Annotated in this window: 14 protein-coding genes; 10 read left to right on the top strand and 4 right to left on the bottom strand. The window is 54.2% G+C overall.

Going from position 1 to position 14,026, the window contains the following annotated elements; translation table 11 throughout:
• The first annotated feature begins 41 nt into the window (after window positions 1–41).
• The 3 genes from rnm (at window position 42) to rluB (ending at window position 2,525) form a co-directional block, all read left to right on the top strand.
• Window positions 42–935, top strand: coding sequence for an RNase RNM (gene rnm / locus L463_RS06625; RefSeq protein ID WP_032103379.1), 894 nt, complete (start codon window positions 42–44; stop codon window positions 933–935).
• Complete coding sequence (locus L463_RS06630) at window positions 932–1,552, top strand: L-threonylcarbamoyladenylate synthase (protein WP_003856793.1); 621 nt, start codon at window positions 932–934, stop codon at window positions 1,550–1,552. The genes rnm and L463_RS06630 overlap by 4 nt, the downstream gene beginning before the upstream one ends.
• Before the next feature lie 97 nt (window positions 1,553–1,649).
• Window positions 1,650–2,525 carry a 23S rRNA pseudouridine(2605) synthase RluB gene (gene rluB, locus L463_RS06635; RefSeq protein WP_032673238.1) on the top strand — a complete coding sequence of 292 codons (876 nt, stop codon included), beginning with the start codon at window positions 1,650–1,652 and terminating at the stop codon, window positions 2,523–2,525.
• Between the two features lie 34 nt (window positions 2,526–2,559).
• Here rluB and cobO read toward each other — a convergent pair whose 3' ends face one another.
• Window positions 2,560–3,150, bottom strand: a complete 591-nt coding sequence (cobO, locus tag L463_RS06640) for a cob(I)yrinic acid a,c-diamide adenosyltransferase (RefSeq protein ID WP_032103380.1) — start codon at window positions 3,148–3,150, stop codon at window positions 2,560–2,562.
• Window positions 3,147–3,908 (bottom strand): YciK family oxidoreductase, encoded by a 762-nt coding sequence (locus L463_RS06645; RefSeq protein WP_032673237.1) that lies wholly within the window; start codon window positions 3,906–3,908, stop codon window positions 3,147–3,149. Before L463_RS06645 ends, cobO begins: the two co-directional genes overlap by 4 nt.
• A 252-nt stretch (window positions 3,909–4,160) precedes the next feature.
• Between L463_RS06645 and sohB the strand changes: the two genes are divergently transcribed.
• Window positions 4,161–5,207, top strand: a complete 1,047-nt coding sequence (gene sohB / locus L463_RS06650) for a protease SohB (protein WP_032103382.1) — start codon at window positions 4,161–4,163, stop codon at window positions 5,205–5,207.
• A gap of 35 nt (window positions 5,208–5,242) precedes the next feature.
• On the opposite strand, the gene L463_RS06655 is transcribed toward sohB, so the two are convergent.
• A complete protein-coding gene (locus tag L463_RS06655) occupies window positions 5,243–5,494 on the bottom strand; it encodes a YciN family protein (RefSeq protein ID WP_003856804.1) in 252 nt (83 codons plus the stop codon).
• Window positions 5,495–5,892: 398 nt separating this feature from the next.
• Here L463_RS06655 and topA point away from each other — a divergent pair, with 398 nt between their 5' ends.
• The 6 genes from topA (at window position 5,893) to acnA (ending at window position 13,378) form a co-directional block, all read left to right on the top strand.
• Complete coding sequence (gene topA / locus L463_RS06660; protein ID WP_003856806.1) at window positions 5,893–8,490, top strand: type I DNA topoisomerase; 2,598 nt, start codon at window positions 5,893–5,895, stop codon at window positions 8,488–8,490.
• A gap of 186 nt (window positions 8,491–8,676) precedes the next feature.
• Complete coding sequence (cysB, locus tag L463_RS06665; RefSeq protein WP_006810844.1) at window positions 8,677–9,651, top strand: HTH-type transcriptional regulator CysB; 975 nt, start codon at window positions 8,677–8,679, stop codon at window positions 9,649–9,651.
• A gap of 336 nt (window positions 9,652–9,987) precedes the next feature.
• Window positions 9,988–10,128 carry a YmiA family putative membrane protein gene (locus L463_RS06670; protein ID WP_213083754.1) on the top strand — a complete coding sequence of 47 codons (141 nt, stop codon included), beginning with the start codon at window positions 9,988–9,990 and terminating at the stop codon, window positions 10,126–10,128.
• 8 nt (window positions 10,129–10,136) lie between these two features.
• Window positions 10,137–10,301, top strand: a complete 165-nt coding sequence (locus L463_RS24425) for a hypothetical protein (protein ID WP_162183706.1) — start codon at window positions 10,137–10,139, stop codon at window positions 10,299–10,301.
• A 137-nt stretch (window positions 10,302–10,438) separates the two neighbouring features.
• Window positions 10,439–10,537 carry a small membrane protein YmiC gene (gene ymiC / locus L463_RS24610; protein ID WP_032103392.1) on the top strand — a complete coding sequence of 33 codons (99 nt, stop codon included), beginning with the start codon at window positions 10,439–10,441 and terminating at the stop codon, window positions 10,535–10,537.
• A gap of 165 nt (window positions 10,538–10,702) precedes the next feature.
• Window positions 10,703–13,378: an aconitate hydratase AcnA gene (acnA, locus tag L463_RS06675; protein ID WP_017693321.1), complete on the top strand. Its 2,676-nt coding sequence runs from the start codon at window positions 10,703–10,705 to the stop codon at window positions 13,376–13,378.
• A gap of 37 nt (window positions 13,379–13,415) precedes the next feature.
• On the opposite strand, the gene ribA is transcribed toward acnA, so the two are convergent.
• Window positions 13,416–14,006 carry a GTP cyclohydrolase II gene (gene ribA, locus L463_RS06680; protein ID WP_003856813.1) on the bottom strand — a complete coding sequence of 197 codons (591 nt, stop codon included), beginning with the start codon at window positions 14,004–14,006 and terminating at the stop codon, window positions 13,416–13,418.
• Between the last annotated feature and the right edge of the window lie 20 nt (window positions 14,007–14,026).

Raw genomic sequence — 14,026 nt, 5'->3', positions numbered from 1 at the left:
TTAGTCGGTATCATAGGGGCTTCGGATGTCTCCAACCTGTTATGGGAAGTGCTTTGAGCGATACCACCTACGCCGTAATTTATGATTTACATAGCCATACGCAGGCTTCAGATGGCCTGCTGACACCCGAAGCTCTGGTCCATCGCGCCGTTGAAATGCGTGTCGGCACGCTGGCAATAACCGATCACGATACCACTGACGGCATTCCCGCCGCGCGCGCCGAGATTGCCCGCAGCGGACTGGCGCTGGATCTGGTGGCCGGGGTTGAGATCTCGACGGTCTGGGAAAACCACGAAATTCATATCGTTGGCCTGAATATCGATACAGAACATCCGGCCATGCGTGCTTTTTTGCAAGAACAAAAAACACGCCGCAATCAACGCGCGGAGATGATTGGCGAACGTCTGGAAAAAGCGCATATTCCCGGTGCGCTGGAAGGCGCGCGAACGCTGGCGAACGGTGGGGCGGTGACGCGCGGCCATTTCGCCCGTTTTCTGGTGGACGCCGGTAAGGCGACGACCATGGCGAATGTCTTTAAAAAGTATCTGGCGCGCGGGAAAACCGGATACGTTCCCCCACAGTGGTGTACAATAAAACAAGCTATTGATGTGATTCATCATTCTGGCGGTAAGGCCGTGCTGGCCCATCCGGGGCGGTATAATCTTTCTGCTAAATGGCTGAAAAGACTGCTGGCACACTTTGCCGACTGCGGCGGTGAGGCGATGGAAGTTGCCCAGTGTCAGCAGGCACCCAATGAGCGTTTGCAGCTCGCGACCTACGCCCGTCAGTTTGGTCTGCTTGGGTCACAGGGTTCAGATTTCCATCAGCCCTGCGCGTGGATTGAACTGGGGCGCAAGCTCTGGTTACCCGCGGGCGTTGAGCCTGTCTGGCAGCTCTGGGAACAGCCACAGCAAATTGAAGAGAGGGAAGTATGAGTCAGTTTTTCTATATCCATCCGGATAACCCCCAGCCACGTCTGATTAATCAGGCCGTGGAGATCGTCCGCAAAGGCGGCGTTATTGTCTACCCAACCGATTCTGGCTACGCGCTGGGCTGTAAAATTGAGGATAAAGGGGCGATGGAGCGCATCTGTCGCATCCGCCAGCTGCCGGATGGCCACAACTTCACCCTGATGTGTCGCGATCTCTCTGAGCTGTCGACCTATGCTTATGTTGATAACGTGGCCTTTCGTCTGATTAAAAACAACACGCCGGGTAACTACACCTTCATTCTGAAGGGGACAAAAGAGGTGCCGCGTCGTCTGTTGCAGGAAAAACGTAAAACCATCGGCATGCGCGTGCCGTCGAACCCGATTGCCCAGGCGCTACTGGAAACCCTCGGCGAGCCGATGCTCTCCACATCGCTGATGCTGCCGGGCAGTGAGTTTACCGAGTCCGACCCGGAAGAGATCAAAGATCGTCTGGAGAAGGTGGTGGAGCTGATTATTCATGGCGGCTATCTTGGCCAGCAGCCGACCACCGTGGTGGATCTCACCGAAGACGCGCCAGAAGTGATTCGTGAAGGCGTGGGCGATGTTAAGCCTTTCTTGTAAGGGTGTAAGCAGATATACTACGCGGCCATCAAAGCAGGGCGCCGCCCTGTTTTTGACCTGATTCGACGCCTGTGAAGGCGACACCTGAGGAAGCTCAATGAGCGAGAAGTTACAGAAAGTGCTGGCGCGCGCCGGCCACGGTTCGCGCCGTGAAATCGAAGCCATTATTGAAGCAGGCCGCGTGAGTGTGGACGGTAAAATCGCCACGCTCGGTGACCGCGTTGAAATCGTACCGGGGCTGAAGATCCGCATTGACGGCCATCTTATCTCCGTGAAAGAGTCTGCTGAACAGATCTGCCGCGTACTGGCTTACTACAAGCCGGAAGGCGAACTGTGTACCCGCAACGACCCGGAAGGTCGCCCGACGGTGTTTGACCGTCTGCCAAAATTGCGTGGCGCCCGCTGGATTGCCGTAGGGCGTCTGGACGTGAACACCTGCGGCCTGCTGCTGTTCACCACCGATGGTGAACTGGCAAACCGTCTGATGCACCCGAGTCGTGAAGTGGAACGTGAATACGCCGTTCGTGTTTTCGGCCAGGTTGATGAGAACAAACTGCGCGACCTGTCGCGTGGTGTTCAGCTGGAGGACGGCCCTGCGGCGTTCAAAACCATCAACTTTACCGGTGGTGAAGGCATTAACCAGTGGTACAACGTTACCCTGACAGAGGGACGTAACCGCGAGGTGCGTCGACTGTGGGAAGCGGTCGGTGTCCAGGTGAGTCGCTTGATTCGCGTCCGCTATGGCGACATTCTGCTGCCGAAAGGCCTGCCACGTGGCGGCTATACCGAACTGGATCTGACGCAAACCAACTACCTGCGCGATCTGGTTGGCCTGACGCCAGAAACCACGTCGAAAGTGGCGGTAGAGAAAGATCGTCGTCGCATGAAGGCGAATCAAATCCGCCGTGCGGTGAAACGTCATAGCCAGGTCAGCAGCAATCGTCGCTCTGGCAGCCGTAATAACAACGGTTAATTGAAAAGCCCGGTGAATATACCGGGCTTTTTTTTCAGTAATCAATCCCAATTTGCGCTTTGATACCCGCATCGAACGCATGCTTAACCGGACGCAGCTCGCTGACGGTATCGGCCAGCTCCAGAATGTCCCGATGACACCCGCGCCCCGTGACGATCGCCGTCTGGTGTGCAGGGCGGTTCGTGAGGGCCTCCAGCACGGCTTCCAGCGGCAGGTAGTCATACGCCACCATATAGGTGATCTCATCCAGCAACACCATGTTCAGCGACGGGTCTGAAAGCATTCTTTTGGCATGCTCCCAGACGGCGAGGCAGGCTGCGGTATCGGTTTCCCGGTTCTGGGTATCCCAGGTAAAACCGGTTGCCATTACCTGAAACTCAACGCCATGCGGCTCGAGCAGATTACGCTCGCCGTTGGGCCATTCACCCTTGATAAACTGGATCACGCCCACTTTCTGCCCATGCCCGACTGCGCGGGTGGCGGTCCCAAATGCGGCGGTGGTTTTGCCTTTGCCGTTGCCGGTGAACACGATTAGGATACCGCGCTCGTCCTGAGCGGCCGCCACGCGTGCATCAACCTGTTCTTTCAGACGCTGCTGGCGCTGCTGATGACGATCATCACTCATTGCGATATCCCCGGTTTGCGGCCTGGCTGGGCATCGAAGGTCAATCCGGTTTTGCGACGGCTGTCGTCACCCATCAGCCACAGGTAAAGGGGCATGATATCGGCCGGGGTTTTAAGCTTCTGCGGATCTTCTGTCGGGAAGGCGCTGGCGCGCATTTTGGTGCGCGTACCGCCTGGATTAATACAGTTAACCCGCAGGTGGCGGCTTTGGTACTCTTCGGCCAGCACCTGCATCATTCCTTCGGTGGCAAATTTTGAGACGGCGTAAGCCCCCCAGTTCGCACGCCCCTGACGCCCCACGCTGGAGGAGGTAAATACCAGCGAGCCGGAATCGGAGTTGAGTAATAAAGGAAGCAAGGCCTGGGTCAGGAAAAACGTCCCGTTGACGTTAACCTGCATCACCTGTTGCCAAATTTCCGGATCCTGTTCATCCATCGGGCGCACTTCGCCCAGTAACCCCGCGTTGTGCAGTACGCCGTCCAGACGCGGATAATGTGTGCTGATCCGCTGGGCAAGGGCCTGACATGACGCTGGCGTGCAGGTCAGCAGATCGAGCGTATACCAGGGCGTGGGGGTACCGCCGGCGTTTTCGATTTCACGGGCGACGGCCTTGAGCTTTTCTTCATTACGTCCCAGCAGAATAAGGCTCGCACCGTATTCAGAATAGGTCAGCGCCGCTTCGCGACCAATCCCGTCGCTGGCACCGGTAACCAGAATGATGCGGTTCTGTAGAAGGTTTTTTTGTGGCTGATAATGCACGGTGGCTCCTCAGGCGCATTGGGCGTGACTTGCACCTTTATTTATGACTTTTCGGCTTTATGCCCGAAACAGCGTCAGAATTCAATCAGTCTACAGGACAGAACGCTGGGAAATTAACAATTTGCAAAGATTTAAACCAGAAGCGGGGGATTCCTGAAGCCGCCTCGCAGAGGTAATGTCCAGAGCGAGACGCCTGCGCAGGGCTGTTGTACACTGGCGTGAAAGATTCGTGGTTAAATCAAGGTGGAACGCGTGGAATTACTTTTTCAGTATGGGTTGTTTTTGGCCAAAATCGCGACGGTGGTTATTGCTGTCGCGGTGATTGCCGTCCTGATTGTCAACCTGACGCAGCGTAAGCGTCAGCGTGGTGAGTTACGCATTACCCGCCTGAGCGAGCAGTATAATGAGATGCAGGAGGAGATGTCTCTGGCGCTGCTTGACGATCATCAACAGAAGCTGTGGCTAAAAGCCCAGAAGAAAAAACATAAGCAGGACGCCAAAGCCGCGAAGGCGAAAGCTAAGCTCGCCACGCCACAGGCTGACGCAAAACCGCGCGTCTATGTGCTCGATTTTAAAGGTAGCATGGATGCGCATGAAGTCTCCTCTCTGCGTGAAGAAGTGACGGCGGTGCTGGCCGTGGCGACAGCCCAGGATCAGGTGGTGGTACGCCTTGAAAGCCCGGGCGGCGTAGTGCATGGGTATGGACTGGCGGCTTCGCAGTTACAACGTCTGCGGGATAAACAGATCCCACTCACCGTTGCGGTAGATAAGGTCGCGGCGAGTGGCGGCTATATGATGGCGTGCGTGGCGGATAAAATCGTCGCGGCACCGTTCTCCATTATCGGCTCGATTGGGGTGGTCGCGCAGATCCCTAACTTCAATCGTTTCCTGAAAAATAAAGAGATCGACATCGAACTGCATACGGCGGGTCAGTACAAACGTACGCTGACGCTGCTCGGCGAAAATACCGAAGAGGGACGGCAGAAATTCCGGGAAGATCTGAACGAAACCCACCATCTGTTCAAAGATTTCGTGCACCGCATGCGCCCAACGCTGGACATTGAGCAGGTGGCTACGGGCGAACACTGGTACGGCACGCAGGCGCAGGAGAAAGGGCTGGTGGATGAAGTGGGTACCAGCGACGACCTCCTGCTCAACCTGATGGAAGGCCGTGAGCTGGTGGGGGTGCGCTTCACCCGACGTAAGCGCCTGCTCGACCGTTTTACCAATAGCGCGGCAGAAAGCGCGGATCGCCTGCTGCTACGCTGGTTGCAGCGCGGCCAAAAGCCGCTGCTGTAAAGAAAAACGCGAGGCAGATGCCTCGCGTTTTCGTTTTAATCGACCAGGTGGTACTTCTCTGAGAGGGTATGCGCCAGGTATTTAAACATGTTAAACACGGCGGTGCTTTTCGGGGTGGGTAGCCCTTGTTCATCAAGGAAGTATTCACCGCTGAACACCAGCACGCCATTACGTTGTTCCACGCCAGTCGCTTCAATTCCCGCCAGGGTGTCTTCATGGTCGCGAATGAGTTTGTTTGCTTCGATAAGCAATGAAGCTCGGTCAATGGGTTGGGTCGTATTCTGCATATTCCACTCCTTAAACAGTGACAATAGTCTACGCCTGGGTCGCTTCGGGGGCAAATTTTCCCTGTTATCCGAGGGGATAAGAAACAGGGGCTGGCTGGCGGGATTTGCTTTTGCATGCTAATAAAGTTGCGTAACGAATTTTATCAGGTACAGTGTGCGCTTTCGTCATTCTGGCAACAGAATTGCTTGACATTCGACCGGGAATTCGTCACGAATGAACTTTGATGTGAGAAAAATACCCGAAAACTCAATGACCTGGATGTCGCCATTCTGACGTTCGGTAACACATAGGGGTTGATATCCCCTGACGATGTCGCAATATCAATGGCTCGTCGTCAGCGGAAGGGAAATCAACGTGCGGCGTATTCCTGGAAGAATTAAATTAGGTAAAGGTGAATATGGGTAAAGCTCTCGTCATCGTTGAGTCCCCGGCAAAAGCCAAAACGATCAATAAATATCTGGGCAATGACTACGTGGTTAAGTCCAGCGTTGGTCACATTCGCGATTTGCCGACCAGTGGCTCAGCCAGCAAAAAGAGCGCAGACTCTACCTCCACCAAAGGGGCTAAAAAGCCTAAAAAGGATGAACGTAGCGCGCTTGTCAACCGCATGGGTGTTAACCCATGGCACAACTGGGATGCACATTACGAAGTGCTGCCAGGCAAAGAAAAAGTCGTTAACGAGCTGAAACAGCTTGCTGAAAAAGCAGACCACATTTATCTCGCAACCGACCTTGACCGCGAAGGGGAGGCCATTGCATGGCACCTGCGGGAAGTGATCGGGGGTGATGACAAACGCTACAGCCGTGTAGTGTTCAACGAAATTACAAAGAATGCGATTCGTCAGGCGTTTGAAAAGCCGGGTGAACTGAATATCGACCGTGTTAACGCTCAGCAGGCGCGTCGCTTTATGGACCGCGTTGTAGGCTACATGGTCTCGCCGTTGCTGTGGAAAAAGGTCGCTCGCGGCCTGTCTGCGGGGCGTGTGCAGTCTGTGGCTGTTCGTCTTGTTGTTGAGCGTGAACGCGAGATCAAAGCGTTCGTCCCGGAAGAGTTCTGGGAAGTGGATGCGAATGTCACCACGCCGGGCGGCGATGCGCTGCCGTTGCAGGTGAGCCACCACAACGACAAACCGTTCCGTCCTGAAAATCGCGATCAGACCATGGCCGCCGTGGCGCTGCTGGAAAAAGCGCGTTATCAGGTTCTGGATCGTGAAGACAAACCGACCAGCAGCAAGCCTGGCGCACCGTTTATCACGTCAACTCTCCAGCAGGCGGCGAGTACGCGTCTGGGTTACGGCGTGAAGAAAACCATGATGATGGCCCAGCGTTTGTATGAAGCGGGTTACATCACCTACATGCGTACTGACTCCACCAACCTGAGCCAGGACGCTGTCAACATGGTGCGCGGCTATATCGAGGACAACTTCGGTAAGAAATACCTGCCGGACAGCCCTAATCAGTACGCCAGCAAAGAGAATTCTCAGGAAGCGCACGAAGCGATTCGTCCTTCTGACGTTTCCGTTCTGGCAGAATCGCTGAAAGATATGGAAGCGGACGCCCAGAAGCTGTATCAGCTGATCTGGCGCCAGTTCGTAGCCTGCCAGATGACGCCAGCGAAATACGACTCCACCACGCTGACGGTCGGCGCGGGTGATTTCCGCCTGAAAGCGCGCGGCCGCATTCTGCGCTTCGACGGCTGGACAAAAGTGATGCCAGCGTTACGTAAAGGTGATGAAGACAGAACGCTGCCTTCAGTCAACAAAGGTGACGAGCTGTCGCTGGTTGATCTGGTCCCGGCTCAGCACTTCACCAAGCCACCTGCGCGCTTCAGCGAAGCATCGCTGGTGAAAGAGCTGGAAAAACGCGGCATCGGTCGCCCGTCCACCTATGCGTCAATCATTTCGACCATTCAGGATCGTGGATACGTTCGCGTCGAGAACCGTCGTTTCTATGCTGAAAAAATGGGTGAGATTGTCACCGACCGTCTGGAAGCGAACTTCCGTGAGTTGATGAACTATGACTTCACCGCGCAGATGGAAGACAGCCTCGATGAGGTTGCCAGCCATAAGGCAGAATGGAAGAAAGTTCTCGACAGCTTCTTCAGCGATTTTACCAATCAGCTTGAGAAAGCCGAGAAAGATCCTGAAGAGGGCGGCATGCTGCCTAACCAGATGGTACTGACGAGCATCGACTGCCCAACCTGCGGCCGTAAAATGGGGATCCGTACCGCGACCACGGGCGTGTTCCTCGGTTGCTCTGGCTATGCACTGTCGCCGAAAGAGCGTTGCAAAACCACCATCAACCTCGTGCCGGAGAACGAAGTTCTCAACGTGCTGGAAGGTGACGATGCGGAGACCAACGCACTGCGCGCCAAACGCCGCTGTAAGAAATGCGGCACGGCGATGGACAGCTACCTGATCGATCCAAAACGCAAACTGCACGTTTGTGGCAATAACCCGACCTGCGATGGTTATGAGATCGAAGAAGGTGAGTTCCGTATTAAGGGCTATGACGGTCCAATCGTTGAGTGTGAGAAATGTGGTTCCGAAATGCACCTGAAAATGGGACGCTTCGGTAAGTACATGGCATGCACCAACGACGACTGTAAAAACACGCGTAAGATCCTGCGTAACGGTGAAGTTGCGCCGCCGAAGGAAGATCCGGTTCCGCTTCCTGAGCTGCCGTGCGAGAAGTCAGACGCGTATTTCGTGCTGCGTGACGGTGCTGCTGGGGTATTCCTGGCGGCCAACACCTTCCCGAAATCGCGCGAAACCCGTGCGCCGCTGGTAGAAGAGCTGTACCGCTTCCGCGACCGTCTGCCGGAGAAACTGCGTTACCTGGCCGATGCGCCACAGCAGGATCCGGAAGGCAACAAAACCGTGGTGCGCTTCAGCCGTAAAACGAAGCAGCAGTACGTGGCGGCAGAGAAAGAGGGCAAAGCGACCGGATGGTCAGCCTTCTTTGTCGACGGGAAATGGGTTGAAGGCAAGAAATAATCTTCCCTTACCGTAACTTACCTGTAAAAGGGCCGGACTTCCGGCCCTTTTTTATTACGTAGTTATTATTTTTTGTTCCGTACTATACAGCCTGGCTATAAATGATATAGTGGTTATAGTTAACCCGTTTCTTATTATCAAATCGTCTTAAGCGATTGACGCATGCGCTAAATCGGATGGTCTGGCATGAAATTACAGCAGCTTCGCTATATCGTTGAGGTCGTCAATCATAACCTCAATGTCTCTTCCACCGCAGAAGGTCTTTATACCTCTCAGCCCGGCATCAGTAAGCAGGTGCGTATGCTGGAGGATGAGTTAGGTATTCAGATATTTGCCCGCAGCGGTAAGCACCTGACTCAGGTCACGCCGGCAGGACAGGAAATCATACGCATCGCACGGGAAGTGCTCTCCAAAGTCGACGCCATTAAATCCGTCGCCGGGGAACATACCTGGCCGGATAAAGGCTCTCTGTATATTGCCACCACGCATACACAGGCGCGTTATGCGCTTCCCGGGGTGATCAAAGGCTTCATAGAACGCTATCCCCGCGTTTCCCTGCATATGCATCAGGGCTCACCGACGCAAATCGCAGAGGCCGTGTCTAAAGGCAATGCAGACTTCGCTATCGCGACGGAAGCGCTCCATCTGTACGATGATCTGGTCATGCTCCCGTGCTACCACTGGAACCGCTCTATTGTCGTGACCCCGGATCACCCGCTGGCGGGGAAGGGCGAAGTGACAATCGAAGAACTGGCGCAATACCCGCTGGTGACCTATACGTTCGGCTTTACGGGCCGGTCTGAACTGGACACCGCGTTTAACCGCGCCGGATTAACGCCAAGGATTGTCTTTACGGCGACGGATGCGGACGTCATAAAAACGTATGTGCGTCTGGGCCTGGGCGTTGGGGTTATTGCCAGCATGGCGGTGGATCCTGTCTCAGACCCGGATCTGGTGCGTCTGGATGCGCATGATATTTTCAGTCACAGCACCACCAAGATAGGTTTTCGTCGCAGCACGTTCCTGCGCAGCTATATGTATGATTTTATTCAACGCTTTGCGCCACATTTAACGCGCGATGTGGTGGATACAGCTGTGGCGTTACGCTCCAATGAAGACATCGAAGAGATGTTTAAAGACATTAAACTTCCCGCCAAATAATCACTCCCGGTATCTTTCTCTTGCGGAAAGATACCGTCATTCCGCTTTAAACCTGAATTAGAATTATCATCATCTACGCCCACTGTCATATATCGTCATAACCCATTTGATGACTATGGTTTTACTGTCGCAAATTTGCGACAAAAGTAGAAACTAATTTACAGCTGTGCAAATTATTCTTTTCAATTATTTATTTCGGGTCAAAAGATTGAATTTTCCCGGGCTCGGATACGTAAATTCACTGGCTTTTCGGCTAAAGTTTCTTTAGGATTTATCTCATCGGATGATTACTTGTGCCAATTGTTTGGTCTCTAAATGATAAGCGATATCGATTGTATGAGGTTAGCAATGCCGTCAGGAAGTGAAGAACCGCAAAGGGATCCCGCGCTTAAGCGTAAAGCCTGGCTGGCGGTCTTTCTTGGCTCTGCCCTGTTCTGGGTGGTGGTTGCTCTTCTTGTCTGGAATTACTGGGGTTGATTATGGTCATGACGGTGCGTACAGAAGCGAGAAAAGAGATGTGTCAGCTTCGTGACAATGCTCACAAAGCCCGTAAGGCGCCAGCAACCAGCGTGCCAGCTTCCTGGAAACTGACGCCGCAGCAGCAGGCCTTTATTGATGTGTTCGCGGAAGACGAACCCAAAAAACAATAATTTTGATTTTTGCGTAATGATGCAAATAGTCTGAATATAGACTGTGCACTTTTGTACTCCTTAATAAATACACATCAGCAATATAGAACGAGGGCAGACCTCGCAACCTTAAATAATTAAAGTCTGGTGTCCCTATGATGAATAACATGACAACCGTAAAATACTGGTCATGGCTCGGCGTATTCTCAGCGTCTATCCTCTTCTGGTGTCAGCTCCTCTGGCTGGCCTTGCACTAAATCGTAAAACCTCGCCACGGCGGGGTTTTTTGTTTTATCCCTCGCGTTGGACCATTCCTAAATTTATCAATTTGGGTTGTTATCAAAACGTTACGACATCTTTGTGTTATCTTTAATTACAGCCCTGATGATTGTCAGGACATCCCTGTTTTTAAGGAGGAGCTTATGTCGTTAACCCTACGCGAAGCCAGTAAGGACACATTACAGGCGGAAAATAAAACCTGGCGCTACTACAGCTTACCGCTGGCTGCCAGAACGCTTGGGGACATTTCGCGGTTACCCAAGTCGTTGAAAGTCTTACTGGAAAACCTCTTGCGCTGGCAGGATGGCGACTCGGTTACCGAGGAGGATATCCAGGCTCTGGCAGGGTGGCTGAAAAATGCTCATGCAGACAGAGAAATTGCCTATCGCCCGGCCAGGGTGCTAATGCAGGATTTCACCGGCGTGCCAGCGGTTGTGGATTTGGCTGCCATGCGTGAAGCCGTTAAGCGTCTCGGGGGCGATACTGCTAAGGTTAACCCCCTGTCCCCGGTAGACCTCGTCATTGACCACTCCGTCACCGTCGATCACTTTGGTGACGACGATGCTTTCGGCGAAAACGTCCGTCTGGAGATGGAACGTAACCATGAACGCTACGTATTTCTGAAATGGGGTCAGCAGGCGTTCAGCCGCTTCAGCGTTGTTCCACCGGGCACCGGCATTTGTCACCAGGTCAACCTGGAATATCTTGGCAAAGCCGTCTGGAGTGAATTGCAGGATAAAGAGTGGGTGGCTTACCCGGATACGCTGGTGGGTACCGATTCACACACAACCATGATTAACGGCCTTGGCGTTCTGGGCTGGGGCGTCGGTGGTATTGAAGCGGAAGCGGCCATGCTCGGCCAGCCGGTATCAATGCTCATTCCCGATGTGGTGGGCTTTAAGCTGACCGGTAAATTATCCGAAGGCATTACCGCCACGGATCTGGTTCTGACGGTCACCCAGATGCTGCGTAAGCATGGCGTGGTGGGCAAATTCGTTGAATTTTATGGCGATGGTCTGGATTCACTGCCGCTGGCGGACCGGGCCACCATCGCCAACATGGCACCGGAATATGGCGCGACCTGCGGCTTTTTCCCGATTGATAGCGTTACGCTGGAGTATATGCGCCTCAGCGGTCGCAGCGAGGAGCAGGTGGCTCTCGTTGAGGCTTATACCAAAGCGCAGGGCATGTGGCGTAACCCGGGTGACGAGCCGGTATTTACCAGTACGCTGGAACTGGATATGGGCACCGTTGAGGCAAGCCTCGCAGGGCCAAAACGTCCGCAGGACCGCGTCGCCCTGAGCAACGTTCCGAAAGCCTTTGCCGCCAGCAATGAGCTGGAAGTTAACGCCGCACAAAAAGATCACCGTCCGGTGGACTATGTTCTGAACGGGCATCAGTATCAGCTCCCTGACGGCGCCGTGGTGATCGCCGCTATCACTTCCTGTACCAACACGTCCAACCCGAGTGTGTTAATGGCTGCCGGGCTGCTGGCAAAAAAAGCGGTAGAGCTGGGGCTCAAGCCACAGCCTTGGGTTAAAGCCTCCCTGGCGCCTGGTTCGAAAGTGGTATCCGATTACCTGGCACAGGCCAGACTCACGCCTTACCTCGACGAGCTGGGCTTTAACCTGGTGGGCTACGGCTGTACGACCTGCATCGGTAACTCTGGTCCACTGCCTGAACCTATTGAAATGGCGATCAAGCAGGGGGATTTGACCGTTGGCGCGGTACTTTCCGGTAACCGAAACTTTGAAGGGCGTATTCATCCGCTGGTGAAAACCAACTGGCTGGCCTCGCCGCCGCTGGTTGTAGCCTATGCGCTGGCCGGAAACATGAACATTAACCTGGCGACCGATCCGATTGGTCACGATCGCAAAAATGAACCGGTCTATCTGAAAGACATCTGGCCATCATCGCGCGAAATTGCGCGCGCGGTAGAGAAAGTTTCCACCGAGATGTTCCGCAAAGAGTATGCGGAAGTGTTCGAAGGCACAGCGGAATGGAAAGCGATCGACGTGGTGGGTTCCGATACCTATGACTGGCAGGATGATTCCACCTATATTCGCCTGTCGCCATTCTTCGACGAAATGCTGGCGGAGCCTGCACCGCTGAAAGATATTCACGGCGCGCGCATTCTGGCGATGCTGGGCGATTCCGTCACCACCGACCATATCTCCCCTGCGGGTAGCATCAAGGCGGACAGTCCGGCAGGTCGGTATCTGCAAAGTCGTGGCGTGGAACGTCGCGATTTCAACTCCTACGGTTCGCGCCGCGGTAACCACGAAGTGATGATGCGCGGGACCTTTGCCAACATCCGCATTCGCAATGAAATGGTCCCAGGCGTGGAAGGGGGTATGACGCGCCACCTGCCGGATACAGAGGTCATTTCAATTTATGACGCAGCCATGAAGTATCAGCAGCAGGGTACGCCGCTGGCCGTTATTGCCGGTAAAGAGTACGGCTCCGGTTCCAGTCGCGACTGGGCGGCAAAAGGTCCGCGTCTGCTCGGGGTTCGCGTGGTGATTGCCGAATCCTTTGAACGTATCCACCGCTCAAACCTGATCGGGATGGGGATCCTGCCGCTGGAGTTCCCGCAGGGTGTAACGCGTAAAACGCTGGGTTTGACCGGGGAAGAGCAGATTGATATCAGCGGTCTGCAAAATCTGCAACCGGGTAAAACCGTTCCGGTGAAGTTAACGCGCGCAGATGGAACGACAGAAGTGCTGGATTGCCGGTGTCGTATTGATACGGCAACAGAGCTGACCTATTATCAGAACGACGGCATTTTACATTATGTGATTCGTAAGATGCTGGACTGAACAAACTCGCCCGGCACATGTGCCGGGCGTTTTGAGTTTACTCGCTCAGCAGATGCCCCATTTTGGCAGCTTTGGTATCGAGGTAGTGCGCGTTTTTCGGGTTGCGGCCGACAATCAGCGGTACGCGTTCCACAATATTGATGCCCGCTTCAGTGAGGATTTCCACTTTTTTCGGGTTATTGGTCAACAGACGCACTTCGTCCACGCCCAGCAGCTTGAACATATCCGCGCACAGGGTGAAATCGCGCTCGTCAGCAGCAAAGCCGAGCTGATGGTTCGCTTCGACGGTATCGTAGCCCTGATCCTGCAACGCATAGGCGCGGATTTTATTCAGCAGGCCAATATTGCGACCTTCCTGACGGTGATACAGCAGAACGCCACGTCCTTCCTCTGCGATATGAGAAAGGGCGGCTTCAAGCTGAAAACCGCAGTCGCAGCGCAGGCTGAACAGCGCGTCACCGGTCAGACACTCTGAATGAACGCGGGACAGCACCGGCGTTTGCCCCGAAATGTCGCCGAACACCAGGGCGACGTGATCTTGCCCGGTTGCCAGTTCTTCAAAACCCACCATCAGGAAATCGCCCCATGGGGTTGGCAGTTTGGCTTCTGCCACACGTTTAAGCTGCATGTGATTCTCCAGACCAGGCT

It is taken from the genome of Enterobacter sp. BIDMC 27, assembly GCF_000534415.1.
Lineage (GTDB): Bacteria > Pseudomonadota > Gammaproteobacteria > Enterobacterales > Enterobacteriaceae > Enterobacter > Enterobacter hormaechei_C.
Note: the sequence above shows the minus strand (reverse complement) of the source record. Positions and strands in the feature narration are given on the sequence as shown.